Here is a 24,679-nt window from a genome sequence, read left to right as displayed (position 1 = left end):
CATGAGCAATCCCCCCGTACTGCGTATCGAAGGCCTGTCCATCGAGTTGCCCCCCGGCGCCGACCGCAGCCATGCGGTGCAGCAGATCGACCTGGAAGTGCGCAAGGGCGAAATCCTCTGCGTGATCGGCGAGTCCGGCTCGGGCAAGTCGGTGCTCTCCGGTGCGATCATGGGCGACTACGCCAAGGGCCTGCGCCACAGCGAGGGCCGTATCGATTTCCTCGGCGACGATATCTGCCGCATGGACGAAGCACGCCTGCGCACCCTGCGCGGCAACCGTATCGCGATGATTTTCCAGGAGCCCATGGCGGCGCTCAATCCGGCAATCCGCATCGGCGACCAGGTGCAGGAGATCTTCGAGATCCATGCCCCGCACATGCCGTTGCCAGAACGCCGCGAGCGCATGCTCGCGCTGCTCGAATCGACCCACCTGCCGGAACCGCCGCGCATCGCCGACAGCTATCCCCATCAGCTCTCCGGCGGCCAGTGCCAGCGGGTGGTGATCGCCATGGCGCTGGCGATGAACCCCGACCTGTTGATCGCCGACGAGCCGACCACGGCCCTCGACGTGACCACCCAGGCCCAGGTGCTGAAGCTGATCCGCGAGCTGCGCGGACGTGGCCAGCACGGCATCCTGTTCATCACCCACGACTTCGGCGTGGTGGCGGAAATCGCCGACCGCATCGCCGTGATGGAAGGTGGCCGGTTGGTGGAGATCGGTGAGCGCGAGCAGGTTCTGCAGGCGCCCCGCCACCCTTACACACGCAAGCTGATCGCCGCGGTCCCGGCGCTCGATCCGGAATTGCACGTGCCCTGCGCCGACGGTGAAATGGCCCTGCGCATCGAACACCTGAACAAGACCTACAACGTCGACGGACGTCGCGTCCAGGCCCTCAAGGATGTCTCGCTGCAACTGCCCCGGGGCAAGACCCTGGCCATCGTCGGCGAGTCCGGCTCGGGCAAGAGCACCCTGGTCAAGGCCGCCATCCGCCTGGTGGACAGCGACAGCGGGCATGTCTGGCTCGGTGACAGCGACTTCCTCGCGCTCAAGGGCGCGACGCTGACACGAAGCCGGCGACAGATCCAGATGATCTTCCAGGATCCCTACGGCTCGCTCAACCCGCGCCACCGGGTCGGCGACATCATTGCCCGTGCGGCCCAGTTGCGCGGCCTCTCGGCCAGGGATGCCTGGACCGAGGCCGGCGACCTGCTGGAGCAGGTCGGGCTCAAGCGCGATGCCCTCAAACGCAAGCCCCGGCAGTTCTCCGGCGGCCAGCGCCAGCGCATCGGCATTGCCCGTGCCCTGGCCATGCGCCCGCAGGTACTGATCGCCGATGAAAGCGTCTCGGCCCTCGACGTCTCGGTGCAGAAACAGGTGCTGGAGTTACTCGCAGAACTGCAGCAGCGACTGAACCTGAGCATCCTGTTCATCACCCATGACCTGCGCGTGGCGGCGCAGATCAGCGACCACATCGCGGTGATGCGCCAGGGCGAGGTCGTCGAGTACGGCACTGCCGAGCAAGTGTTGTTGCAGCCTCGGCATGCCTACACCCAGACCCTGCTCGCGGCCGCCCCCGGAGCGTCGGTGCGACCGCCGCCGCTGGCCGGACCGGCGCCCGGGCTGAGCGTCGTCAACCACTAGGAAAAAGGCTTTCCACCCCTTTCATCCAGACCGCGGTCCTCGCCGCGGCCGGGATGGCTGTTGCCAACGATAAACCAAAAAAACCTAGATCCACGGAGCAAACATGCACATCACTTCGAAACGGGCCTTGCGCTCGCTCACCCTGATACCGCTGTTGGGCACCCTCGCCGCCCCGGCGTTCGCGGTGCAGGTCACCGACAACCTGGACCTCGGCGGCGCGATCCGCGCCCGCTGGGACTACGACCCGGATCGCGATATCCAGACCTTCAACTTCGACACGGCGTTCCTCACCGCCAAGTACAACTCCGATACCTGGATCGCCGCGGCGAAGTACCGTTTCTACGGCAAGTACTACCCCTACAAGTACACCGATCGGATCGGTGCGGTGCAGTTCGCCGAAACGGCCTGGGTCGGCTACAAGTTCAACCCGGACCAGCAGGTCCAGGTCGGCCTGAACCAGGTGCCGTTCGGTCTGCAACCCTACTTCGGCAGCACCTTCTACGAGACCCTGGGCAACGTGGTCGGCCTGGAGGACGTCGAGCAGGTGGGCGCCAAGTACATCCAGCAATACGGTGACTGGAACATCCAGGCCGGCTATTACCTGCGCCCGGCGCTGCAGGGGCGCGGTACCAGCAACGGCGAAACCTACTCCACCGTGGTCTCCAAGGCCGACGGTTATGTCGCCGATGGCAGCGACAACCAGGAGCACAATACCGTCGTGCTGCGGGTGGCCAAGTCACTGCAACTGGGTGACTGGAAATCCGAAGTGGGCCTCTCCGGCCTGACCTCGACCCTGGAAAACCGCGACACCAACGAAGATGGCCGGCGCAATGCCGTGGCCGTGCACTACATCGGCAAGAACGGGCCGTGGGGCGTGCAACTGCAGGCCGCCCGCCAGCAGATGTCGCCACGCAATCCCGGCACCAACGAGGTGGTGACCTTCGGCGGCTACGACGGCACGTTCAACGTCGCCAGTCGCGGCAACCTCTACGTCGCCGACCTGAGCTACGACGTCGATGGCAAGTACCTGTTCGACCAGATCAGCGGCATCAAGCTGTACGCCAACTACAGCGCCTTCGACAAATCCAACGAGGACTTCAAGACGTCACAGCGGCTGATCCTCGGTACTTCGTTCTCGGTGAGCAAACTGTGGATCGCCACCGAATGGCTGATCGGCAAGAACGACCCGTACATCGGCGGCAGCAGCTACACCCAGAGCCTGGGTGCCGGCGGCAGCAACCAGCTGGAAAACCAGCTGTACATGAACATCGGCTACTACTTCTGACGCCGTCACCTGTGGGAGGGGGCTTGCCCCCGAAGCTTCTGGCGGCTTCCAGGACCTCCTGGCGGGCAAGCCTGCCTACAGGGGATGGCTACTGAGCTGCACGTGTTCCCGTTCGTTGCGCGTCTTTGCGTGGGTTCGGCCTGGTCCGCCGGCCCACGTTTTTTTCTCCCTCCCCCGGCGATTATTTCGCCCTCGCGCTCATGCGGCGCTTGCATCGGCTCGCCGCTGATAGTCAGATATCCCCTACAGAAAAACCGCTTCACGAAAACAACAATAAGCCGACTCCAGACCTGTTCCAGACAGGCGCACGAGGGTCGGTCCGGAGTATGACTTTCATGCGTCAACTGCCCTCGCTGAACATGCTGCGCGTGTTCGAGGAAGTCGCCCGTCATCGCAGCTTCAGCCAGGCCGCCGCTTCGCTGAACGTGACCCAGGGCGCCGTCAGCCGCCAGATCAAGCAACTGGAGGATTACCTCGGCGTGGCGCTGTTCGTGCGCGGGCCCCGGGGCCTGTCGCTGACCGAAGCGGGCAGCGCCCTGTCGCCACACCTGGGGGATGCCTTCGACCATATCGAACGTGCCCTGGAAGCGGTGCGGGTGCCGAACCTGCGCCAGCGCCTGCGCATCCTCGCTCCGCCGACCTGGGCCACGCGCTGGCTCTCCGCGCATTTGCGGGCGTTCTGCCAGCGCTATCCGGATATCAGCCTGAGCGTGACCAACCAGGCCGACCGCGACAGCCAGGCCGAGGTCGACTGCCATATCCGTTTCGGCCTCGAGGCCGCGCCCCATTGCCGCAGTCAGTTGCTGGTGATGGAACGGCACATCGCGGTGGCCAGTCCGGAGCTATTCGAGGACGGCCAGGCGCCGGACCTGCGACGCTTGGCGTTGCTGCATATCCTGCACGACGGCAAGCGGCTCAAGGTCTGGGAGAACTGGCTGGCGGCCATGGGCCGTGACGATGTCGATGCGCGGCAGGGGCTGGAATTCAGCACCCTGGACCAGGTGATCAATACCGCGCTGGCCGGCGGCGGGCTGGCGGTGATCGACCGGCAGATGATCGAGAAGGAACTGGCCAATGGCAGCCTGCTGCCGATCACCCCTGTGGAGGTGATCGGACCTTATGGCTACTGGCTGGATGTGGCGAATGACAAGCAGGGCTTATCCAAGGTGCGGCTGTTCACCGAATGGCTGAGCCTGGTGAGCAATCCCTGACTCAAGGCTATGTCTCGGTGGAAGGCAAAACGGTAGGAGCCGGCTTGCTGGCGATGAGGCCCGTGAGCCTTGCGTCAACTTATCGACCGCCATCGCCAGCAAGCCGGCTCCCACAAGTGGTGCTGTGTTTTCCGTATCGGGGCTCGCCTGCCCTGAAGGTCAGAGACCGCCCATCAGCAGGTATTTGATCTCCAGGTAGTCGTCCAGGCCGTAGCGCGAGCCTTCACGTCCCAGGCCCGATTCCTTGATGCCGCCAAACGGCGCGACTTCGGTGGAGATGATCCCTTCGTTGATCCCCACCATCCCGGCTTCCAGTCCTTCGGACATGCGCCAGACCCGGCCGATATCGCGGCTGTAGAAATAGGCCGAGAGCCCGAACGGCGTGTCGTTGGCGCGGCGCAGCACTTCATCCTCGTCCTTGAAGCGGAAGCACGCGGCCACCGGGCCGAAGGTTTCCTCCCGGGCGATCAGCATGCCGTCGCTGGCCTCGGTGAGGATGGTCGGCTCGAAGAAGGTTCCGCCCAGGGCGTGGCGACGACCGCCGCACAGCAGCCTGGCGCCCTTCTCCAACGCATCGCCGACATGCTGTTCGACCTTGTCCAGCGCGGCGTTGTTGATCAGCGGGCCCTGCTCGGTCTCGCCGTCCAGGGCGCTGCCGACGCGCATGGCCTTGACCGCTTCGGCCAGCTTGACGGTGAAGGCGTCATACACGCCGTCCTGGATAAAGAAGCGGTTGACGCAGACACAGGTCTGCCCGGTGTTGCGGAATTTCGAGGCCATCGCGCCCTTTACCGCGGCGTCCAGGTCGGCGTCGTCGAAGACGATGAAGGGGGCGTTGCCGCCCAGCTCCAGCGAAACCTTTTTCAAGGTGTCGGCGGCCTGGCGCATCAGCAGCTTGCCGGTGCGGGTCGAACCGGTGAACGACAGCTTGCGCACCACCGATGACGCCTGCAGCGCACCGCCGATGGCGACCGCATCGCCGGAAACGATGTTGAACACGCCCGCCGGAATCCCCGCCTGCTCGGCCAGTACCGCCAGGGCGAAGGCCGACAGCGGCGTCTCTTCCGAAGGCTTGAGGATCATCGTGCAACCGGCGGCCAGGGCCGGGCCGACCTTGCGGGTGACCATCGCCAGGGGGAAGTTCCACGGCGTGATGGCCGCCACCACGCCAATGGCTTCCTTGGTGACGATGATCCGCGCGTCGGCCTTGTGGCTGGGAATCACATCGCCGTAGGCGCGTTTGGCTTCCTCGCCGAACCACTCGAGGAAACTCGCGGCATAGACCACTTCGCCCATGGCTTCGGCCAGCGGCTTGCCCTGTTCGCGGCTGAGCAGCGTGGCGAGCTCGCGCTGGTTGCCCAGCATCAACTCGCTCCAGCGCTTGAGGCGTAAGCTGCGCTCCTTGGCGGTCAGCTTGCGCCAGGCCGGCAAGGCGCGCTCGGCGGCGGCGATGGCGAGGTCGGTTTCCTCGGCCCCGGCACGCTGCACCTGGGCGATCAGTTCGCCATTGGCCGGGTTGAGCACCGGGTAGCCCGGGCCGCCGCTGGACCATTGGCCATCGATGTAGTTGCCGGTACGGATCAGCTCGCTCATGCCACGGCCTCGGTCAGGGTGAAGGCTTCCTGGGCCGGACGGGCCGAGCGCAGGATACGTTTGCCGGCGGTGTAGTCGTTGATCACATCGCACGGGGTGTAGTTGCGTTCCAGCTCATACAGCTCGTCGGCATCCAGCCGGGTGTCCAGGGCCGCCAGGGCACTGTCGAACTGTTCGGTGGTGTCGGCGCCCACCAGCATGCAATCCACGCCGGGGTGACTGGCGACCCAGGCCTGGGCGATCTGTGCGTTGGAAACCCCGCGACGGCGGGCCACGCGCTGCACCGAATGAGCGATCTCGAACGAGGCTTCGTCGCTGTACATCTGCTGGGTGAAGAAGTCGGTCTGGTTGCGGGTCGACTGTGCATCACCGGTCAGCAGGCCGCGGGCCAGCGGGCTGAACACCGACACGCCGAGGCCCTGGTCGCGGCAGAACGGAATCATCTCGCGCTCTTCTTCACGGTAGGCGCAGTTCAGTTGCAGTTGCATGTTGATCGGCTTGACCCAGCCATTGCGTTCGCAGGCCATGAGGATCTTCGCCAGTTGCCCGGTGAGCATGGTCGAGACGCCGATATAGCGCGCCTTGCCGGAACGCACGATATCGTTCATGGCGCTCATGGTTTCCTCGACCGGGGTGTTGACGTCGAAGTAATGCAGCATGAAGACGTCGACATAGTCCATGTCCAGGCGCTTGAGCGAGGCGTCGATGCTGTCCATGATGTGCTTGCGCGAATGGCCGCTGGCGTTGATGCCACTGCGGGTGCCGTAGCCGACCTTGGTGGTCACCACGATGTCTTCGCGACGGGTCAGGCGCTTGAGGATGCGCCCGACCACTTCCTCGCCGACACCGGCCGAATAGAAGTCGGCCAGGTCGATGAAGTTCACCCCGTTGTCCAGCGCATGCTTGACGATCGGCTCGCTTTTCTTCTCGTCGAAGATCCACGGTTTCCAGTCCGGCGTCCCCATGTTCATGGTGCCGAGGCAGAGCTTGGAGACTTGCAGGCCGGAGTTGCCCAGACGAATGTATTGCATGGCGCGGACCTCAGGCTTTCGGGGTGTAGAAAGGGTTGGCGACGTGGTTGACCACATCGGCGAGCTGGGCACGTACCGGCAGGCCGTTCAGGGCGGCGCGGATCGCGGTGCGGCAGGCGTTGTAGTTGTTCAGGTAGACCGCGTCGAGGTCATCGCAGGACGGGTTGACCCAGTTGGCGGTGACGATCGCCCATTCGTCCTCGGCTTCGGCCGGCAGGGTGCCGTCGAGCAGCGCCTCGAGCACGGCCTTGGCGATCCCGGCCTGGGATGCGCCCCAGGTGGCGTTGCCGTGGAAGTCGCTGCCGATGGCGGCCTTGTTGACATAGAGGGTCATCGGCTTGACCGGGATATTCGGCTGGGCGATCACCATGAACGGGCAGTGACCCTGGCTCGGCGATGCCAGGCTGTTGGCGAACGCCTGGCCGGCCGGACCGTTGCGCGGGCCGATCAGGATATTGATATGGGCGGCGTTCACGCCGGGGCCTTCGAAACCCTCACCGATGTACAGGTCTTGTTCTTTGATGGTCATGTGCAAACGCTCTTTGTTGTTTTGAGTGAGCTGGTGTTTGCGCTTTTTTATCACCGGGATTCGAGGGGGCTGTAACCATTAAAAGTCATGGAGGCATGAGGTTTTGTCATGGCCCTGGCCTTCATCTGGCTGATCGCCATGTTCAGCAGCAGCTTCCTCGCCGGCCTGGGCGGGCTGATCGGCGGCACGCTGGTGTGGTGCATCATTTCCGGCTTCTGGTTCGTCCAGTCGGCGACCTATGAAGAGCTGCGCAAGCTGAACGCGAAAAGCAACTGACACCCAGTCAGGCGTAGTACCCGCGGCCTCTTCGGAGGCCGCGTTCGTTTCACTGTCGTGATCACACAAACTCAGGTGTTCTGCTCATCAATCCACTTGGTGACCTTGGGCGGCTGGTAGGCATGGATCGCCGCCAGCAGTGCCGGCACATCCGGGGCGGTGATCAGCATGTCGCGGTGCACCGGCTTGACGAACTGCTCCTCGACGATGTGATCGAGAAAGCCCGCCAGCCCGCTGTAGAAACCTTCGATATCCAGCAGAGCACAAGGCTTGTCGTGATACCCCAGCTGTGCCCAGGTCCAGACTTCGAACAGTTCTTCCAGGGTGCCGAGGCCGCCCGGCAACGCGATGAAGCCGTCGGACAGCTCGGCCATCAGTGCCTTGCGCTCGTGCATCGAACCGACGATATGCAGCTGGCTCAAGCCTTCGTGGGCGATTTCCTTGTCGGCCAGGGCATGGGGAATCACGCCGATGACCTCGCCGCCCCGGGCCAGCGCCGCATCCGCCGCCGCCCCCATCAGGCCGACCGCGGCGCCACCGTAGACCAGGCCGATGCCGGCAGCCGCCAGCGCGTCGCCCAACTGTCGCGCGGCCTCGATATAGCCGGGCCGACGCCCCGCGCTGGAACCGGAAAAGATGCACAACCGCATGCTCGTTACCTCTGGAAAACTGAAACCGTGAAAGGAATACCCGCGCCCGCGCCACATACGCTACGATGCGTAGCGAATCCTAGCACTCTCCCGGGAAGCTTTGAAGATGAAATCCGGATTGACTGACGCCCCCCTAGCCAGGGAACCCGCCCTACCCGCCGCCGGCCGTCCGCGTAGCAGCGACGCCACCGAAGCCGTGCGCAAGGCGGCGTTGGCGCTGGCCCACGAGGGCGGTATCGCCCAGGCCACCATCGAGCGGATCGCGCAGCGCAGCGGCGTGGCCAAGACCACCATCTATCGACGCTGGCCGAGCGCCGGCGCGGTTCTGATGGACGCCTTCCTGGCGGAGATCTCGCCCTTTATCGCCTATGTCGAGGAGCCGACGATCAGCGCCACTTTTCGCCGTGCCGTGGTGGAACTGATCCAGGCACTTGAAGGTTCGCGCGGTCGACTGCTGCGCCACCTGCTGGCGGCCGCGCAACTGGATGAGCAGTTGCGGCGGGCGTTCTGGGAAAACTGGATCGAGCCCCGCCGCGTCCAGGGCCAGGCCCTGTTGATCCGTGCCCGGGAACGCGGCGAGCTGGAGCCGGGGATCAACCTGGAGGTGCTGATGGATATGCTGTTCGGCGCGGTGTACTACCGTCTGATGATTCCGTACGCAGCCCTGGACGCCGCGTTTGCCGACCAACTGATCGAACAGGTCTTTGCCAATACCGCCCGTCGTTGTTCACCGACAAGCGTCGAAATCGACCTACCCTGAACACCTGGTCCACCCAAACGGTCATACTCCTCGGCAAGCTGTGTCCTGATACCATCCGCTCAGCTATTTCCTGCATGGGGTCATTATGGAAGTTTCCGGAAGCCGGACGTTCGAGGAACTGGTCGAACGAGAAGCGCATTATCGAACCATGTTCGAAGCTGTCGACACGGGCTTCTGCACCATCGAAATGAAATTCGACGCCGCCGGCAAGGCGGTGGACTACCGCTTTATCGACATGAATCCGGCGTTCGAGCGCGAGACCGGGCTGATCGGCGTCCAGGGCCGCTGGATCCGAGACCTGGTCCCCGGCCATGAACAGCACTGGTTCGATATCTACGGCGAGGTCGCCCTGACCGGTGTGCCGCAGCGCTTCGAGAACCAGGCCCAGGGGCTGGGACGCTGGTATGCCGTGCACGCGGTCCGCGTCGGTAACCTTGGCGAACACAAGGTCGCGGTATTCTTCAACGACATTACCGAACGACGCCAGGCGGAAATCGCGCTCAAGCAATTGAACACCTCGCTGGAACAGGAGGTCGCCTCGCGTACCGATGATCGCAACCAGCTCTGGACCCTGTCCTCCGACATCATGCTGCGCTGCAGCTTCGAGGGCCGGATCATCGCCATCAACCCCGCCTGGACCGACACCCTGGGCTGGATCGAAACCGAGCTGCTCGGCAGCTCGCTGTACGACCTGATCCATCCGGATGACCTGGAGCGCACCCTCGAAGGTGTCCGCCAGTCCGCTTCGGGGCACAACCTGCTGCGTTTCGAAAACCGCTTCCGCTGCAAGGACGGCGGATATCGCTGGATCAACTGGTCCTCCAGCCCGTCCGACCAGGTCATCAATGCCGTGGGCCGCGACTGCACCCTCGACAAGGAACAGGCCCTCGCCCTGGCCAAGGCCGAGGCGCAACTGCGCCAGAGCCAGAAGATGGAGGCCGTGGGGCAACTGACCGGCGGCCTGGCCCATGACTTCAACAACCTGCTGACCGGTATCAGCGGCAGCCTGGAAATGCTCCAGACCCGGATCGACCAGGGCCGGGTGAACAACCTCGAACGCTACATCAATGCCGCACTGATCGCCGCGCGCCGGGCCACGGCCCTGACCCATCGGCTGCTGGCCTTTTCCCGGCGGCAGACCCTCGACTCCCGGGCCACCAACATCAACCATCTGGTGAATGAGATGGAGGATCTGGTACGACGTACCGTCGGTCCGTCGATACAGCTGGAAACGACGTTGTCCGATCGCCTGTGGACCACCCTGGTGGACCAGAACCAGCTGGAAAACTCCCTGCTCAACCTGTGCATCAACGCCCGCGACGCCATGCCCGACGGTGGCCGCCTGGTGATCGAAACCGCGAACATCACGCTCACGTCGGCATCGGCCCTGGCCCTGGAACTGCCACCCGGCGGCTACGTCTACCTGAGTGTCGCGGACAGCGGCAGCGGAATGTCGGCGGATGTCCTGGGCAAGGCCTTCGACCCGTTCTTCACCACCAAGCCCCTGGGTTCCGGAACCGGCCTGGGACTGTCGATGGTCTACGGTTTTGCCCTGCAGTCCGGCGGCCAGGTACGGATCAACTCGCAACCCGGCAGCGGGACCCAGGTACGCCTCTACCTGCCGCGTCACTTTGCCGAGGCCGATGCCTCCCAGGCGCCCGATTCACCGCCACCGGCCTTGCAGGCCATCGCGGGTGAAACGGTGCTGGTGGTTGACGATGAACCGCAGGTACGCATGCTCGAAGTCGAATTGCTGGAGGAGCGAGGCTACAAGGTGCTGGAAGCCAGTGACGGGGTGGAGGGATTGAAGATCCTCCAGTCGCCGATCCGCATCGACCTGCTGGTCAGCGATGTCGGCCTGCCGGGCGGCATGAATGGCCGCCAGCTGGCGGAACTGGCCCGGCGCACGCGTCCTGGGCTCAAGGTGCTGTTCGTCACCGGCTATGCCGAAAGCACGGTGATCGGCGACGGTGACCTGGCACCCGGCATGCAGGTGATGGCCAAGCCGTTTGCTCTCGACGACCTGGCCGGGCGTGTACGGCAACTGATCAGTACCCCCTGATCGGTTGCCACGCCTCACCACACCGCGATATGCGAGTCCGCCCGGGGCTCGGTGCCGCCACACAGCACACCGCTGAGCGGATCGCGCAGGATGATCTGGCCACGACCGTAGTCGGTCAGGTCGCAGGCGATTTCCACCTGATGCCCGCGCCGCGCCAGGCTCCTGGCGAGGTCCTGGGAAGCGCCCTGCTCGATCCCCACCTTCATGTCCCCCAGCCATTGCCAGCGCGGTGCATCGAGGGCGGACTGCGGATTGAGGCCGAAATCCACCAGGTTCATCACCATCTGCACATGCCCCTGGGGCTGCATATAGCCACCCATCACGCCAAACGGTCCCAGCGGTTCGCGACCCTGGCTGAGAAAGCCCGGGATGATGGTGTGGAAGGTTTTCTTGCCCGGCGCCAGGCAATTCGCATGCGTGGGGTCGAGGCTGAATTCCTGCCCGCGATTCTGCAAGGCGATGCCGCTGTCGGGCAGGACCACGCCGGAACCGAAGCCGTGGTAGTTGCTCTGGATAAACGACACCATGTTGCCTTCGGCGTCGGCGGTCGCCAGGTATACCGTGCCGCTGGCATGGGGGTCGCCCGGCCTGGGCGGCTGCGCCTGTTCACCGATCTGCCCGCGACGTCGGCGACTGTAGTCGTCGCTGAGCAGGTCGGCCACGGCCACCCGCATATGCAGGGGGTCGGTGATGTAGTGCAGGCCGTCGCTGTAGGCCAGCTTCATCGCCTCCAGCTGGCGATGCCAGGTCTGCTGGCTGTCGCGATGGTCGAAGTCGAAACCTTCGAGGATCTTCAATGCCATCAGGGCGACCAGGCCCTGTCCGCTCGGCGGGATTTCCCAGACGTCGTAACCGCGGTAGTTGATATGGATCGGCTCGACCCACTGGGCACGATAGCTCTCCAGGTCAGTGGCCCGCAGATAGCCGCCGGTGCTACGGGAATGGGCATCCAGGCGCTGTGCCAGTGCCCCGCGATAGAGGCTTTCGCAGGCCGTGGCGGCCAGTTCTTCGAGCGTCGCGGCCTGGGCCGGGTTGCGGAAGATTTCTCCGGCGCGGGGCGCCCGCCCGTCGATCAGGAAGGTCTCGAACCAGGGCTCCAGGACGGCGTCCCGATGCGGGGCGAACTCATCCAGCGCGATCTGCCATTGATGGGCAACCACCGGCGACAGCGGGAAGCCCTCCCGTGCCAGATCGATCGCCGGTTGCAGCAGTTCGGCGAACGGCAGCTTGCCGAAGCGCCGCGACAGTTCGGCCCAGGCCGAAGGACAACCCGGCACGGTCACCGGAGTCCAGCCATACAGCGGCATCTGCCCATGACCGGCGGCCCGCACCGCCTCGATGCTCAGGGCTGCCGGAGCCTGGCCGTTGCCGTTCAGACCATGCAACCGGCCCTGGCTCCAGACCAGCGCAAAGGCATCGCCGCCGAGGCCGCAACCGGTCGGCTCGACCACCGTCAACGCCGCCGCCGTGGCGATGGCGGCATCGATGGCGTTGCCGCCCCGCTGCATGATCGCAATGCCGGCCTGGGCGGCCAGCGGTTGCGAGGCGGCGACCATGCCGCGACGGGCGAACACGCTCTGGCGGCGGGAGGGATAAGGGTACTCGTGGGCAGAAAATTTCAGCATGTCAAACGCTCTCGGAACGGGCCTTCACAGGTTTATTGACCGGACTTGATGCGACTCCATTCACGGGTGATCACCCGCTGGATCTTCTCCGGCAGATCGGCCGATACAAAGGCATGGTTGATGACGTCATCGCCAGGATAGATACCCGGGTCGCCGCTGACCTTCGGGTCCATCAGCGCGGTGGCGTCCTTGTTCGGGTTGGCATAACCGACATAGTTGCTGACCGGGGCGATCACTTCCGGACGCAGCAGGTAGTCGATCAACTGGTTGGCCCCGGCGGCGTTGCCGGCGTCCTTGGGAATGGCGAGCATGTCGAACCACAGGTTCACGCCCTCTTTCGGAATCAGGTAGCGGATATCGACGTTCTTCCCGGCTTCATGGGCCCGACTGCGCGCCTGCGCCACATCCCCCGAGTAACCGATGGCCACGCAGATATCGCCGTTGGCCAGGTCGGCGGTGTATTTCGACGAATTGAAATAGGTGACCGACGGCCGCAGGCTCATCAGCAGGGCCGAGGCTTTCTTGTAGTCCTCGGGTTTCAGGCTGTTGGGATCCAGCCCGAGGTAGAGCATGGCCTGCGGAATGATCTTCACCGGCGCATCGAGGAAGGCCACGCCACAGCTTTTCAGCTTCTCCAGGTTCTTCGGATCGAAGACCATCGACCAGGAATCCAGCACCACGTCCTTGCCCAGCACCGCGCGCACTTTTTCCTCGTTGTAGCCGATGCCGACCGTGCCCCACATGTACGGCACCGCATAGCGATTGCCCGGATCGGCGGCCTCCAGGCGCTTCATCAGTCGTGGGTCGAGGTGGTTCCAGTTACCGAGCAGGGAACGCTGCAACGGCTGATAGGCGCCGGCACGGATCTGCTTGGAGAGGAACTGGCTTGACGGCACCACCAGGTCATAGCCCGAGTGCCCGGACAGCAGCTTGGCTTCGAGCATTTCGTTGGTGTCGAAGATGTCGTACTGGACCTTGATGCCGCTGTCCTGCTCGAAATTCTTCAGGGTGTCCGGGCCGATATAGTCGGACCAGTTGTACATCTTCACCACCTTGTCGGCGGCCTGGGCCAGCGGCAGGACAGCAACGGCACACAGCGCCGCGAGCAGTTTCACAGAGCGCATGACGAGGCTCCTGCAACACGGAAGGAAAGGCAGACACGGACAACGGGCTGATTCATGACGAGACTCCGGTTCGGTTAAGTAACTGGGCAGTGCTGAACGTCACAACAACGGCAAGGCGGGCTGGCTGCCCGCTTCTATTTCCCCGACGCCAGGAACTGGGTCAGTTCGGGAATGGTTCCTTCGATATGCTCGCGCAGGACCCGCTCGGCATGATCGGCATCCCGCGAGCGGATGGCGTCGAGGATCTGCGCATGGTCTTCGCGGGCACTCAGCGGCTGGTCGAGTTGCTGCAGCCACAAGCGCATGTGCGGCTCGATCACCGAATAGAGCGCGGATATCTGGCGCATCAACCGCGGGCGCTCACTGAGGCTGCACAGGTATTCATGGAAAGCCCGGTGGCGACCGACCCAGACGGCGCTGTCCTCGCGGTCAGCGTCCATGTCGTCGAGCAGGCGTTCGAGGTGCGTCAGGTGTCGCTCGGTGATCTTCGGCACCGCGACACGGATCGCCAGCCCTTCGAGGACGCTGCGCATTTCGAAAACTTCGTGCATTTCCTCGATATTCAGGCCGCTGACCACCGCCCCGCGATTGGGCCGCAGATTCACCAGGCCCTCGGCCGCCAGGCGGCGAAAGGCTTCGCGCACCGGCATGCGGCTCATGCCGATTTCACCGGCGATGTCGTCGGCTATCAGCCGGTCGCCCATGCGGTAGCGCCCGCTGCAGATGGCACCGAGAAGAAAGTTGTAGGCCTCCTCCTCCGCGGTCATCGGTTGACGCTCGCTGTAAGCCGGTATGAATCCCATGGAAAGCACCTTCTGAATTTTTGTATCCAATTATCCATGGATACTAAAAAGCATTTTTGATGCCAGCTATCGGCAAAAGGGGCGAGAGGGTGGAGCCAGAGCGGTTTTCACTGGAAACACAGGAGGCCGGCACCGGCAGGACGCCAGGCGCCAGCGAGTCATCGGGAAACACCGTGGGGCAAAAATGCCCACACCACGCACGCCTTCGACCACCTGGGCAAAGAGCGGCGTCCGGGATTGATAACGTCGGTGTTTTCAGGGAAGGGTTTTATTCGACATCGATATTCGGCACCGGCCCCGGCAGAGTCCGCAAGAGACTGTTCGACAACTCGGTGAACAAATTCCGGGCAAAAAAAAGCCCAAGCGGCTGATGGACGCTTGGGGCTTAAAAATGCATAAACCGTGGTAGGTGAACGCGACGCCATATTAACTGATCGGCGAAACTTGTAACAAGATATTTGACGAATGAATTCACATAAAATTCATCCTAACCCCTTCAATAACCACAGGTTTTTTCTGGATATCCGGCAACTCAAAGACAATGCAGGCACTGTTTTGGTTCATTCAACCGCCTCGACACTTCAATTGCACCAAAGCAGTTCACCCCTGATGAGGGGAATAAATAAAAAAGGCCGTGGGAAACGGCCAAGGAGCATTCAGAGATAAAGCCACACAATAATTCTGGAAATAGAGCATCCGATGAGCGGCATATGTACAGATAACAACCCGGCCATGGGGTTTATTCGGTGACGTTGCCGCTTTTCCGAAACAGGAAAGTTCCATGGGCGAGAAAAAATATAAACCGGCGCAGCCCCTCGACAGCGTTTGCGTCGCCGCCCGCGCCCGGCGACAATTGGCGCTCCATTTATTTCGAGGTTCGCAACATGCGTAAAGCACTTACCGTCCTGGCGCTCAGCGCCCTGTTTGCCCAAGGCGCAATGGCTGCCGGCGGTACCCAGGCGGCGGTCGGCGGTGGTTTGGGTGGCGTCCTGGGCAACGTGGTCGGTCAGCAGATGGGCGGCAGCACCGGCGCGGCCATTGGTGCAGGCCTGGGCGGCGCGGCCGGCGGTGCCGTGGCGGCCAAGAAAGGCAAGAAGACCAAGGCGGCCCTCGGTGGCGGCCTGGGCGCGGCAGGCGGTTCGCTGCTGGGCAACAAGCTCGGCGGCAGCACCGGCGCGGCGATTGGCGCGGGCCTGGGTGGCGCGGCCGGCGGCGCACTGGGTGGCCGCAAGTAACACTCCGTTTCCCCATGAAAAACCCGACACAGGCTGTCGGGTTTTTTTATGCGTTTTCTACCGCCCGGCCCTTGGATCAGCTCACTTGCCGCGGTTGCAGCCAACGGCTGAACAGACGCGTCACCCGCGGCATGAAGACATAGACCACCAGCAGGACGATGCTCAGGGTGATCAGCACATTGGCCTGCACGTACCCGCCCAGCCAGGGCAACAGCCCGAACACCGGCTTCCATACCTGTGGCACCAGGAACGTCAGCGGCAGGATCACCAGGAAGGTCACGCAGGCCTGCTTCCAGCGCGGTGGCGGTGCCGGCATGTCCGCTTGCGCCGGCGTGAACCAGAACTCACGGTCTTCGTTGATTTCCGTCTGGTCGCCGTCGGCCAGCAGCGAGCGGGCCTGGTCGACCAGTTCGCGACGGTCATCGGAATCCAGCCAGACCTGCAACTGCTCGGTGCTGGCAAACCGCAGCACACTGGTGAACTGCGCCAGTCCGCCGCTGTGCCCGCGCATCACGTCGATGCCCAGGTGCCCGGGATAGCTGCGCGCCTTGGCGATGATCTGGCGCAGCCAGGCTTCGTACGCCTGGTCCCCGCCCTGCCTGATGCGGTGCCGCACCAGCAACGTGACCACGCCGTCGGACAATTCGATATTCATGAGTGATTCCACCTGCCTGTACAAAGCCCGAGAGGCGGATGTGCCCGGCACACCCGCCCCGCTCCCTTACTTGACCTGACGCTGCGGGGCCTTGTGCACCATGGTGTAGGCGTAATCCACGCCCATGCCATAGGCGCCGCTGTGTTCGCGCACCAAGTCCATGACCGCGTCGTAGGTTTCCTTGTGCGCCCAATCGCGCTGGAACTCGAGCAATACCTGCTGCCAGGTCACCGGCACCGCGCCGGCCTGGATCATCCGTTGCACGGACATGTCGTGGGCTTCCTTGGTGGTGCCGCCCGAGGCGTCGGTGACGATATACACCTCGTAGCCTTCGGCCAGAGCCTCGAGGGCCGGGAAGTTCAGGCAGACCTCGGTCCACAGCGCGGCCATGATCAGCTTCTTGCGCCCCGTAGCCTTGACCGCCTCGACGAATTTCCTGTCTTCCCAGGAGTTCATCGAAGTGCGTTCGATGGGCTGCTGGTCGGGGAACAGCGACAGCAGTTCAGGCCAGATGTAGCCGCTGAAGCTTTCGGTTTCGACCGAAGTCAGGAGCGTCGGCACGTTGAAGATCTTCGCCGACTTGGCCAGGCCCACGGTGTTGTTCTTCAGGGTCTGGCGGTCGATCGACTGCACACCGAAGGACATCTGCGGCTGGTGGTCGATGAGGATCAGGGCGGAGTTGGTCGGGTTGAGCAGTTCACGAATGGACATGACGAGTTCCTTTTGGCTGAGAGGGTCCGGGTAATCTGTCAGCTCGGCGCGTGCTCCGCTTGGAGGTATGTGCTGCCGGCTTGGAACGAACTTTAGGGCCTGGATAAAATCGGGACAATTCCCTAAAATCGAGAATCATTGATTCTATTAAAGGGACAATCATGGATCGCATCGAATGCATGCGGGCGTTTGTCGCCACGGTCGGGGCAAACGGCTTCGCGGCGGCGGCACGGGCAATGGACGTGCCACGCTCGAAAGTCAGCAAGCAGATCCAGGCCCTGGAAGAAGCCATTGGCGTGCAACTGCTGCTGCGCACCACCCGCAGCCTGCACCTGACCGAAGCCGGTGCCGAGTACTTCGAAGCGGCCCGCGAACTGCTGGCCTCGCTGGATGAAGCCGAGCAGCGTGCCCGTGACGGCATCGGCGAGTTGCGCGGGGTGTTGCGGGTCAACGCGCCGATGTCCTTCGGGCTGCGCCGGCTGGGGCCCCTGATTCCGGTGTTTCACCAGCAGCATCCGAACGTGGAACTGCAACTGGTGCTCAGCGACCAGCAGGTGGACCCGGTCAAGGGTGGCTTCGACGTGACCATCCGTATCGCCAGCCTGCCGGACTCGTCCATGGTCGCCAAACTGCTGGCCCCGGCCCCGCGCATCATGGTCGCCTCCCCCGGCTACCTGGAACGAGCCGGCACTCCCGCCACTCCTCGTGAGCTGAGTGCTCACCAGTGCCTGAACTATGGCTACCTGCAAAGTGGCGTCAGCCTGCAACTGAGCAATGACAAGGACACCCAGCGGGTCACGGTCACCGGCCCGCTGCACGCGAACAACGGCGACCTGCTGGCCCAGGCCGCCGAAGCTGGCATGGGCATCGCCCTGTTGCCTGACTTCATCGTCGAAGACGCCCTGGCCGCGGGGCGCCTGGTGCCGGTGCTGTGCGAGTGGCAGGCACCGCCGATCAGCATCAATGCCGTATACGCCTCGGCGCGCCGGGTGCCGCAGAAGACCCGGGCGTTCATCGATTTCCTGGTACAGGCGCTGGCAGTGAAAGAACGCGCTGCCGGATCCGTCGCCTGAAAACGCGACGGGAAGGGTCCAGCCGGCTCACGCCTGCAACAGCAGGTGGCCGAAATCACAGCACTGGTGCGCCAGGCGTGCCACTTCGACGCTCAGGCCCTGCAGGCGGTCCGCCCGATGCACGGCGGCATAGCGGATCTGCGGCAACTCCGGATAAGTCTCGATCACCCGCAGGCGCCCTCGGGCGATCATCGGCGCGAGACACTGCCGGGGCAGGTAGCTGATGCCCACGCCGGAGATGGTCAGGCCGATCTGGGCCACCAGGTAGTTGCTGATCAGCGTGCGATTGAGGCGCACATCGTGCTGGGCCAGCCAGCGCTCGTAGACCAGGCCGGTCCCCGAACTGCCGCCCTGGGTCAGCACGGTGTACCCGGACAACGCCTGGAGGTCCATCGGCGCGGATTCGCGATACAGGTCCGGCGCGCACATCCAGGCGTTTTCCACGCTCTTGAGCGGCGTGGCGATGAAACGTGCGTCGTCGAAGACATCGGGCACGATGATCAGGTCGAGCTGGTCGTTTTCCAGTTTCTTGAACAACTCCGAACTCAGCTCGACCGAAGGCTCCAGCAGGACCTTGGGGTAGGCTTCGCGAATCTGCTCCACCAGGGCCGGCAACCAGGTCAGGGCCGTCAGTTCGGTCACGCCGAGGCGAAAACGCCGGACCAGCACCTCCCGCGAACTGATGCGCTCCAGCAGGTAATCGCGCTGGCGGAGCATTTCGGCCGCGTGTTCGAAGAGTTCGGTGCCCTTCTCCGTCAAGCGCGCGCTGCGCCTGGAGCGGTCGAAAATCGGCACGTCAAAGGCGTCCTCCAGTTCCTGGACGCGCTTGGAAATCGCCGACTGGGACATGTTCAGCTTCAGCGAGGCCGATTCGAAACTGCCCAGTTCAACGATCCAGTAGATGGCTTCCAGTTGCTTGAAGGTAATCATGGCGGGGCCTCGGGTGAAAAAAGGTGTTCCATTGCTTGCCTGGTCCATCGATTCAGGTGGCGCGGGACTAATCTAAAGGGCAAACAACCTGAATATTAGCGATTTATTTTCCATCTCACTGATCACTCTTATCGATGATTAGCGCCGCCTGCGCCAGGCAGGCCGCCACCGCCCTGGCCAGGCGGTAATCTTCAGCTGTATATTCATACAGATAAAGATTGCCCGATGCGTCAACTCTGCGCATTCTGTAGTCCTTGCCAGGCCCTGAATGAAACAAGGTGGTTATGCGGTTGTTCCTCTGCGAGAAGCCCTCCCAGGCCAAAGACATTGCCGCCGTGCTCGGTGCCACGCGCCGTGGCGACGGCTGCTGGGTGGGCCCGAATGCCACCGTCACCTGGTGCATCGGCCACCTGCTGGAAACCGCCCCGCCGGATGCCTACGATGCCCGCTACAAACGCTGGGTGCTGGCCGACCTGCCCATCGTTCCGGAAAAATGGAAGATGCAGGTCAAGCCCAAGACCGCCAGCCAGTACAAGGCGGTCAAGCGCCTGCTGGGCGAGGCCCGGGAACTGGTGATCGCCACCGACGCCGACCGCGAAGGCGAAATGATCGCCAGGGAGCTGGTGGAGCATTGCCGCTATCGCGGGCCGATCCAGCGCCTGTGGTTGTCGGCGCTGGACGATGCCTCGATCCGCAAGGCGCTGGCGGCCCTCAAGCCGGGTGGCGAAACCTTCACGCTCTATCACTCGGCCCTGGGCCGCTCGCGGGCCGACTGGCTGATCGGGATGAACATGAGCCGTCTGTTCACCCTGCTCGGGCGCCAGTCCGGCTATCAGGGCGTGCTGCCGGTGGGCCGGGTGCAGACGCCGACCTTGCGCCTGGTGGTGGACCGTGACCGCAGCATCGCCGACTTCGTACCGGTGCCCTACTGGGCCATCGATGTGCACCTGCTGCATGACGGCCAGCCCTTTGTCGCCCAGTGGCGTGCGCCGCAGGATGCCTGCGACGACCAGGACCGCTGCCTCAACCAGGCCCTGGCGCAACAGGCGGCAAGCGCCATGGGCGCAGCCTCCGGCGCCACGGTGGTCAAGCTCAGGACCGAGCGGATTCGCGAGCCGGCCCCCCTGCCCTTCGATCTCGGCACCCTGCAGGAAGTGTGTTCGAAAAGGCTCGGGCTGGGCGCCCAGGAAACCCTGGATATCGCGCAGGCGCTGTACGAAACCCACAAGGTCATTACCTACCCGCGCAGCGATTGCGGTTTTCTACCATTGAGCCAGCACGCTGATGCCGGACGGGTCCTGGCGGCACTCGAACGGGCCGATCCGAGCCTGGAAAAACTGGCGCCGTATCTCGATCCGGCGCGACGCTCGCGGGCCTGGAACGATGCCAAGGTCACCGCCCACCACGGCATTATCCCGACAGGCAGCGGGGCCGGCCTCGACCGGTTGCAAGGCAAGCCACGGGCGGTCTATAGCCTGATTCGTGCCCGTTACCTGGCGCAGTTCCTGCCCAACCACGAATACGACCGGACCCAGGCCGATTTCGATTGCGCGGCACAGGCGCTGCGAGCGGTGGGCAAACGGATTGTCGAGCCCGGCTGGAAACGGGCGCTGCCCGAGGCCCTGGCGCCTGCCAAGGGACGCGAGGCCCCGGAGCCACAGGCCCTGCCGGCATTGCGTGAAGGCAGCGAATGCGTGGTCAACCGGGTCGAACTCAAGGACCTGTGGACCCAGCCACCGAAACCCTTTACCGAAGGCGACCTGATCAAGGCAATGAAAAACGTCGCCCGGTATGTGGAAGACCCGCGCCTCAAGCAGAAGCTCAAGGACACCACCGGCATCGGCACCGAAGCCACCCGCGCCGGCATCATCCAGGGCTTGCTGGATCGACAGTACCTGGTCAAGCACGGCAAAAGCCTGTCAGCGACCCCGGCGGCCTTCAGCCTGATCGACGCGGTGCCCCGGGCGATTGCCGACCCAGGCACCACGGCAATCTGGGAACAGGCGCTGGACATGGTGCAGAGCGGCGAGATGAGCCTGGAAGAATTTGTCGCCAAGCAGGCGGCATGGATGAGCAAGCAGGTGGGGCGATGCGTCGAGCTGAAACTGCAGATCACCATGCCCGCCGGGATGGCCGGAAAAGGGGCAGCGCCCTGGAAGAAGAAACGCAAGGCGACGACAGCCAGGACAGCCCGGAGCCGACGCCCGAAAAAACCGGCAACGGCTTCCTGACTGATCACCCGCCGACCGGCGTCCGGCCATCTTGCAAGACGGCGTGGAAACACAAGGCCTCCGTCACCGTCCCCGGGCCCCCATGGAAGTCAGCGCCGGGCCTGGCTGCCGTACACCGCGAAGGAGAATGCCAGGTACGCCGCCAGGGTCGACGTCATGTCGCCCACGTCGGTGGTCGGGTTGACCTCGGTAATGGCCATCGCCGCACAGTGCGGGGCGAGCAGCTCGACCATCTCCAGCGCTTCGGCCGAACTGATGCCACCCGGTTCGTGGGCTCCGGCGCCCGGCGCAAAGGCCGGGTCGATGGCATCGATATCGAACGACAGGAACAGGTGGTCGGCGCCCTTGACCCGCTCGAGAATACGCTCGACCGTGGCTTGCGGGCCGAGCCGCAGCACTTCGCGCGCGCTGAGATGGATCAGGTCGTTGTCATGCTTGAAGCGGCCCGAGGCCGGGAAGTTGAAGTGCCGTTCGCAGACCTGGATACAGTCCGCCGCCTGGATCTGCTCCAGTTCCAGCGCCCGTCGCATACCACTCGACTGGCTGAAGCGCCCCTGCTTGACGCTGTCGTCCATCAGGTCCAGGTGGGCATCGAAATGAATCACGCCGATGCGCCCCTCCAGGGCCTGGCAGACCCCCTGGGCCACGGGAAACAGCAGGCTGTCGTCACCGCCGATGACCACCGGCACCCGGCCGGCCCGGATCGATTGGCGGACCGCCTCGCTGGTAGCCAGAAAGGTTTTCTGGGTGTCATGGGGCACTACCGCGACGTCGCCGCGATCCACCAGCAGGTGTTCGCCGACCTCCATGAAACTGTCGGTCTCCAGGCAGTAGACCTTACCATCCTGGATGCGCATGTTGATCCACTTGGCGCTTTCCCGCACCCGTGCCGGGGCGAAGCGCGAGCCCGGCCAGCCGAGTGTGGACTCGCCGTCGAAGGGAACGCCCAGAAGATCGAATTGACGCTTGTCGCGGGTAGTCATGGCAGATGCCTCCTGATGATTTGGACAAAAATGCGGGGATCGACGGATCAGCCCCGACGTGGCTGCAGATAGCTCGCCCAGCGCTGTTGCGCGAAACGGAAAGCCAGCACCAGCACCATCGTCAGGACCAGGTACAGTCCTCCCGCAGTGACATAGGGTTCGAACTGGATGTAGTGATTGAGGGTGATGTTGCGTGCCACGCCGGTGATTTCCATCAGGGTCACCGTGCTGGCCAGGGAGGTCGCATGCAGCATCATGATGGTCTCGTTGCCGTACAGCGACAGGGTCCGGGTCAGCATCGCCGGCAACATGATTCGCCGCAGCAGCGTCCAGGGCGTCATGCCGTAGGCCCGCGCCGCCTCGACCTCGCCGGGCGGCAGATGACGCAGCCCGCCGGCGAAGATTTCCGTGGTGTAGGCCGTGGTGTTGAGGATAAAGGCCAGCAACACGCAGAACAGCGGGTTGGACAGCCAGGTCCACAGCACACTGCCACGCAGCAGGTCGAACTGGGCCAGGCCGTAGTAGATCAGGAACAACTGGATCAGCAGCGGCGTCCCGCGAAACACCAGGGTGTAGGCCGCCACGCCGTGGCGCAGCAGCGGGTTGGCGGCATTGCGGGCCACCGCCAGTCCCAGGGCGAGGAAGAAGCTGACTCCCAGCGCGACCACGGTCAGCAGCAAGGTCAGTTGCAGGCCCTGGGCGTAGAGGTCCAGGTTGTCGTAGATCACATCCCAATTCATCGCGCCAACTCCCGAACACCCTGCGAGTAACGTTTGCCCAGCCAGCCGACGAGGATCAGCGACAGCACCGCGATCAACAGGTAGAAGCCCCCCGCCAGCAGATAGAAAGTGAAGGGTTTGCCGGTGGCCTCGGCGGCTCCCTTGGCCCGGAACATGATGTCCTGCAGGCCGATCAGCGACACCAGCGCCGTGGCCTTGACCAGCACCAGCCAGTTATTGGTGAAACCGGGCAAGGCCAGACGCACCATCTGCGGCAGGATGATGCTGCGCAGGGTCTTCACCCGCCCCAGGCCATAGGCCTGGGCCGCCTCCAACTGCCCGTGGGGAATCCCTTCCAGCGCCCCACGAAAGGTCTCGGTCATGTAGGCGCCGAAAATCACCCCCAGGGTCAGCGAGCCGGACAGGAACGGGCTCGGATCCACGGAGTACCTGCCGCCCGCCGCACCGATCCATTGGTTGAGCAGGGCCGGCAGGCTGTAGAACATCAACAGCATGAGCACCAGGTCGGGAATCCCCCGCACCAGGGTGGTGTAGATCTCCGCCAGCACCCGTAGCAGGCGGTGCTCCGAACGCTTGCACAGCGCCCCGGCCAGGCCCAGCACCACCGCCAGGGCCAGCGACACCAGGGCCAGCTGGAAGGTGATCCAGCCGGCGCTCAGGACACTGCCGATGTAGTCGGTCAACATGGGCGTTACTGCGCGTCGAAGTATTTGCGGTTGAGGGCGTCGAGCTTGCCGCTGTCACGCACTTCGCCCAGACCTTCGTTGATCTGCTTGAGCAAGGCCTCGTTGTTCTTGTTGATGGCAATCGCCACGCCTTCGCCGAACTCGGGGGCGTCCTTGCCGGTGAACAGCGGGCCGACCAGTTCGAAGTCCTTGCCGTTGTCGCCCTTGAGGAAGCTGTGGGTGATCTGGGCCTGGTAGCTCATGTGCACATCGGCGCGCCCGCTGCTCAGTTCGAGATAAGGCGCACTGCCGCTGTCGTAGCGCTTGATGGTGCTCTGGGTGTAGTTCTTGGTGACATAGGCGTCCATCGGCGTGCCGGTCTGGACCGCGATCACCTTGCCCTTGAGACCTTCGGGCGAGATGGTCAGGTTGGCCCCCTTGTGCGCGACGAAACGGAACACCGGATGATCGTAGACATCGCTGAAGGCAAGGATCTTGCGCCGGGCCTGGGTAACGGTGAGTTGCGAGATCAGCGCGTCGTACTTGTTACTGATCAGGCCGGGAATCATGCCGTCCCAGGCCGCGTTGATGATCTTGCAATCGAGCTTGGCCGCATCGCAGACAGCCTGGGCCAGTTCGACATCGTAGCCGACCAGTTTGCCGGAGCCGTCCACCGATTCGAAAGGCGGGAACGTCGCGTCGGTGGCAATGGTGATCGGCTCCGCCAGGGCGCCACCGGCGACTACCATCGAGAGGGAAGCGAACAACAGCGTGGATAAACGGTTCATGAGTGCGTCCTATGGGTGGGTCGTAGGTTCGGCAGTGTTGAACAGCGGCATTTCAGCGCTGTTGAAACAGCGTCTTT

The 24,679-nt window shown here is 63.7% G+C and carries 24 protein-coding genes; 9 read left to right on the top strand and 15 right to left on the bottom strand.

From position 1 onward, the window contains the following. Position 1: 1 nt before the first annotated feature. The 3 genes from HX881_RS27240 to HX881_RS27230 all read left to right on the top strand — a co-directional run bounded on the left by HX881_RS27240 (position 2) and on the right by HX881_RS27230 (position 4,138). Complete coding sequence (locus HX881_RS27240) at positions 2–1,642, top strand: dipeptide ABC transporter ATP-binding protein (protein ID WP_177087547.1); 1,641 nt, start codon at positions 2–4, stop codon at positions 1,640–1,642. A 103-nt stretch (positions 1,643–1,745) separates the two neighbouring features. Continuing rightward, entirely contained in the window at positions 1,746–2,927 is a 1,182-nt protein-coding gene (locus HX881_RS27235) for a porin family protein (protein ID WP_017124635.1), read from the top strand. Positions 2,928–3,262: 335 nt separating this feature from the next. Continuing rightward, positions 3,263–4,138 carry a LysR substrate-binding domain-containing protein gene (locus HX881_RS27230; protein ID WP_177087545.1) on the top strand — a complete coding sequence of 292 codons (876 nt, stop codon included), beginning with the start codon at positions 3,263–3,265 and terminating at the stop codon, positions 4,136–4,138. A 159-nt stretch (positions 4,139–4,297) separates the two neighbouring features. Here HX881_RS27230 and HX881_RS27225 read toward each other — a convergent pair whose 3' ends face one another. The 3 genes from HX881_RS27225 to fae are packed head-to-tail and all read right to left on the bottom strand — an operon-like array spanning position 4,298 to position 7,285. After that, entirely contained in the window at positions 4,298–5,731 is a 1,434-nt protein-coding gene (locus HX881_RS27225) for an NAD-dependent succinate-semialdehyde dehydrogenase (RefSeq protein ID WP_177087543.1), read from the bottom strand. Further along, the gene (locus tag HX881_RS27220) at positions 5,728–6,762 is read right to left on the bottom strand and encodes an aldo/keto reductase (RefSeq protein WP_177087541.1); all 1,035 of its coding nucleotides are present in this window, start codon (positions 6,760–6,762) and stop codon (positions 5,728–5,730) included. The genes HX881_RS27225 and HX881_RS27220 overlap by 4 nt, the downstream gene beginning before the upstream one ends. Positions 6,763–6,772: 10 nt before the next feature. Then, entirely contained in the window at positions 6,773–7,285 is a 513-nt protein-coding gene (gene fae, locus HX881_RS27215) for a formaldehyde-activating enzyme (RefSeq protein ID WP_177088086.1), read from the bottom strand. A 114-nt stretch (positions 7,286–7,399) separates the two neighbouring features. Here fae and HX881_RS27210 point away from each other — a divergent pair, with 114 nt between their 5' ends. Next, entirely contained in the window at positions 7,400–7,567 is a 168-nt protein-coding gene (locus tag HX881_RS27210) for a hypothetical protein (RefSeq protein WP_177087539.1), read from the top strand. Positions 7,568–7,638: 71 nt separating this feature from the next. On the opposite strand, the gene HX881_RS27205 is transcribed toward HX881_RS27210, so the two are convergent. Beyond that, a complete protein-coding gene (locus HX881_RS27205; RefSeq protein WP_177087537.1) occupies positions 7,639–8,217 on the bottom strand; it encodes an LOG family protein in 579 nt (192 codons plus the stop codon). Between the two features lie 118 nt (positions 8,218–8,335). On the opposite strand from HX881_RS27205, the gene HX881_RS27200 reads away from it, so the two are divergent. Together HX881_RS27200 and HX881_RS27195 are read left to right on the top strand one after the other, a co-directional pair. Beyond that, entirely contained in the window at positions 8,336–8,977 is a 642-nt protein-coding gene (locus HX881_RS27200; protein ID WP_218169403.1) for a TetR/AcrR family transcriptional regulator, read from the top strand. A gap of 85 nt (positions 8,978–9,062) precedes the next feature. After that, complete coding sequence (locus HX881_RS27195; RefSeq protein WP_177087533.1) at positions 9,063–11,039, top strand: hybrid sensor histidine kinase/response regulator; 1,977 nt, start codon at positions 9,063–9,065, stop codon at positions 11,037–11,039. Positions 11,040–11,053: 14 nt separating this feature from the next. On the opposite strand, the gene HX881_RS27190 is transcribed toward HX881_RS27195, so the two are convergent. The 3 genes from HX881_RS27190 to HX881_RS27180 all read right to left on the bottom strand — a co-directional run bounded on the left by HX881_RS27190 (position 11,054) and on the right by HX881_RS27180 (position 14,591). Continuing rightward, on the bottom strand, positions 11,054–12,664 hold the full coding sequence (locus HX881_RS27190) for a gamma-glutamyltransferase family protein (protein WP_177087531.1): 1,611 nt from the start codon (positions 12,662–12,664) through the stop codon (positions 11,054–11,056). A 32-nt stretch (positions 12,665–12,696) separates the two neighbouring features. Beyond that, positions 12,697–13,788 carry a polyamine ABC transporter substrate-binding protein gene (locus HX881_RS27185; RefSeq protein WP_177087529.1) on the bottom strand — a complete coding sequence of 364 codons (1,092 nt, stop codon included), beginning with the start codon at positions 13,786–13,788 and terminating at the stop codon, positions 12,697–12,699. A 134-nt stretch (positions 13,789–13,922) separates the two neighbouring features. Then, a complete protein-coding gene (locus HX881_RS27180) occupies positions 13,923–14,591 on the bottom strand; it encodes a GntR family transcriptional regulator (protein ID WP_177087527.1) in 669 nt (222 codons plus the stop codon). 884 nt (positions 14,592–15,475) lie between these two features. Here HX881_RS27180 and HX881_RS27175 point away from each other — a divergent pair. Next, on the top strand, positions 15,476–15,826 hold the full coding sequence (locus HX881_RS27175; protein ID WP_017124644.1) for a hypothetical protein: 351 nt from the start codon (positions 15,476–15,478) through the stop codon (positions 15,824–15,826). A gap of 76 nt (positions 15,827–15,902) precedes the next feature. Here HX881_RS27175 and HX881_RS27170 read toward each other — a convergent pair whose 3' ends face one another. Together HX881_RS27170 and HX881_RS27165 are read right to left on the bottom strand one after the other, a co-directional pair. After that, complete coding sequence (locus tag HX881_RS27170; RefSeq protein WP_177087525.1) at positions 15,903–16,481, bottom strand: antibiotic biosynthesis monooxygenase; 579 nt, start codon at positions 16,479–16,481, stop codon at positions 15,903–15,905. 66 nt (positions 16,482–16,547) lie between these two features. Next, positions 16,548–17,192 carry a hydrolase gene (locus HX881_RS27165; protein WP_177087523.1) on the bottom strand — a complete coding sequence of 215 codons (645 nt, stop codon included), beginning with the start codon at positions 17,190–17,192 and terminating at the stop codon, positions 16,548–16,550. 161 nt (positions 17,193–17,353) lie between these two features. Between HX881_RS27165 and HX881_RS27160 the strand changes: the two genes are divergently transcribed. Then, complete coding sequence (locus HX881_RS27160; RefSeq protein WP_177087521.1) at positions 17,354–18,265, top strand: LysR family transcriptional regulator; 912 nt, start codon at positions 17,354–17,356, stop codon at positions 18,263–18,265. 27 nt (positions 18,266–18,292) lie between these two features. Here HX881_RS27160 and HX881_RS27155 read toward each other — a convergent pair whose 3' ends face one another. Both HX881_RS27155 and HX881_RS33015 read right to left on the bottom strand, forming a co-directional pair. Then, on the bottom strand, positions 18,293–19,195 hold the full coding sequence (locus HX881_RS27155) for a LysR family transcriptional regulator (RefSeq protein WP_177087519.1): 903 nt from the start codon (positions 19,193–19,195) through the stop codon (positions 18,293–18,295). A gap of 115 nt (positions 19,196–19,310) precedes the next feature. Then, complete coding sequence (locus tag HX881_RS33015; protein ID WP_256261858.1) at positions 19,311–19,439, bottom strand: hypothetical protein; 129 nt, start codon at positions 19,437–19,439, stop codon at positions 19,311–19,313. A gap of 40 nt (positions 19,440–19,479) precedes the next feature. On the opposite strand from HX881_RS33015, the gene HX881_RS27150 reads away from it, so the two are divergent. Then, on the top strand, positions 19,480–21,426 hold the full coding sequence (locus HX881_RS27150; RefSeq protein WP_177087517.1) for a DNA topoisomerase III: 1,947 nt from the start codon (positions 19,480–19,482) through the stop codon (positions 21,424–21,426). Positions 21,427–21,515: 89 nt separating this feature from the next. Here the strand turns inward: HX881_RS27150 and HX881_RS27145 are convergent, their stop codons facing one another. Genes HX881_RS27145 through HX881_RS27130 form a run of 4 tightly spaced genes read right to left on the bottom strand, consistent with a single transcriptional unit; the run spans position 21,516 to position 24,602 of the window. Beyond that, the gene (locus HX881_RS27145) at positions 21,516–22,409 is read right to left on the bottom strand and encodes an agmatinase family protein (RefSeq protein WP_177087515.1); all 894 of its coding nucleotides are present in this window, start codon (positions 22,407–22,409) and stop codon (positions 21,516–21,518) included. A 47-nt stretch (positions 22,410–22,456) separates the two neighbouring features. After that, complete coding sequence (locus HX881_RS27140) at positions 22,457–23,149, bottom strand: ABC transporter permease (protein ID WP_017124651.1); 693 nt, start codon at positions 23,147–23,149, stop codon at positions 22,457–22,459. After that, positions 23,146–23,835, bottom strand: a complete 690-nt coding sequence (locus HX881_RS27135; RefSeq protein ID WP_017124652.1) for an ABC transporter permease — start codon at positions 23,833–23,835, stop codon at positions 23,146–23,148. Before HX881_RS27135 ends, HX881_RS27140 begins: the two co-directional genes overlap by 4 nt. A gap of 5 nt (positions 23,836–23,840) precedes the next feature. Further along, positions 23,841–24,602, bottom strand: a complete 762-nt coding sequence (locus HX881_RS27130; protein ID WP_017124653.1) for a transporter substrate-binding domain-containing protein — start codon at positions 24,600–24,602, stop codon at positions 23,841–23,843. Positions 24,603–24,679 lie beyond the last annotated feature (77 nt).

This window comes from Pseudomonas gingeri, assembly GCF_013386115.1.
Taxonomy (GTDB): domain Bacteria; phylum Pseudomonadota; class Gammaproteobacteria; order Pseudomonadales; family Pseudomonadaceae; genus Aquipseudomonas; species Aquipseudomonas gingeri.
Note: the sequence above shows the minus strand (reverse complement) of the source record. Positions and strands in the feature narration are given on the sequence as shown.